Source organism: Neisseria sp. P0014.S002 (assembly GCF_051958295.1).
GTDB lineage: Bacteria > Pseudomonadota > Gammaproteobacteria > Burkholderiales > Neisseriaceae > Neisseria > Neisseria flavescens_B.
Genome location: NZ_JBQCVO010000033.1, coordinates 1 through 507 on the forward strand (window position 1 = coordinate 1; position 507 = coordinate 507).

The following is a 507-nucleotide window of genomic DNA, read 5'->3' on the forward strand; positions in this document are numbered from 1 at the left end:
CGGCAGGTTGAGGGTTTCGTGGTAGTCGATTTGAGTGCTGCTGCCGTCCGGGGCGGTGATGGCGATGACGTTGCCTTCGGTATCGTAGAGATAGCGGGTTTCGCGTCCGAGGGGGTCGCGTTCTACGGTAATGCGGCCGTAGCTGTCACGTTCGCTGGCGCTGCGTTGTCCGTCGGCATCGATGCGGTAGACGAGTTCTTGGTTTTCGTCGAAACCGTACACTTCCGTCCGCCCCAATGCGTCGGTAACGACGGTATGGTCTTTGCGGTAGTCGAACGTCCATTCTTCACCGAGGTTGTTGCTGCTTTTAAGCACTTTGCCGTCGGTGTCGTAACAGTCGTATTCGTAGCGGGACACCAGTCCGTCGGGCTGGCTGTGTTCGACCATGATGTGGTTGCGGTAAGCGAAACCGCGCAGTTTTTTGCCGTCGCGTCCGTAAACGGCGGTCAAATCGCCGTAGCCGTCGTAGTCGTAGCGCACCAGTTCTTTGCCGTTGAAGGTGACGGA

The 507-nt window shown here is 58.0% G+C and carries 1 pseudogene; it reads right to left on the reverse strand.

The annotated features are described in order from the left end of the window. Positions 1–507: pseudogene (locus ACTHSX_RS10465) on the reverse strand (DUF6531 domain-containing protein); the annotation flags it as partial.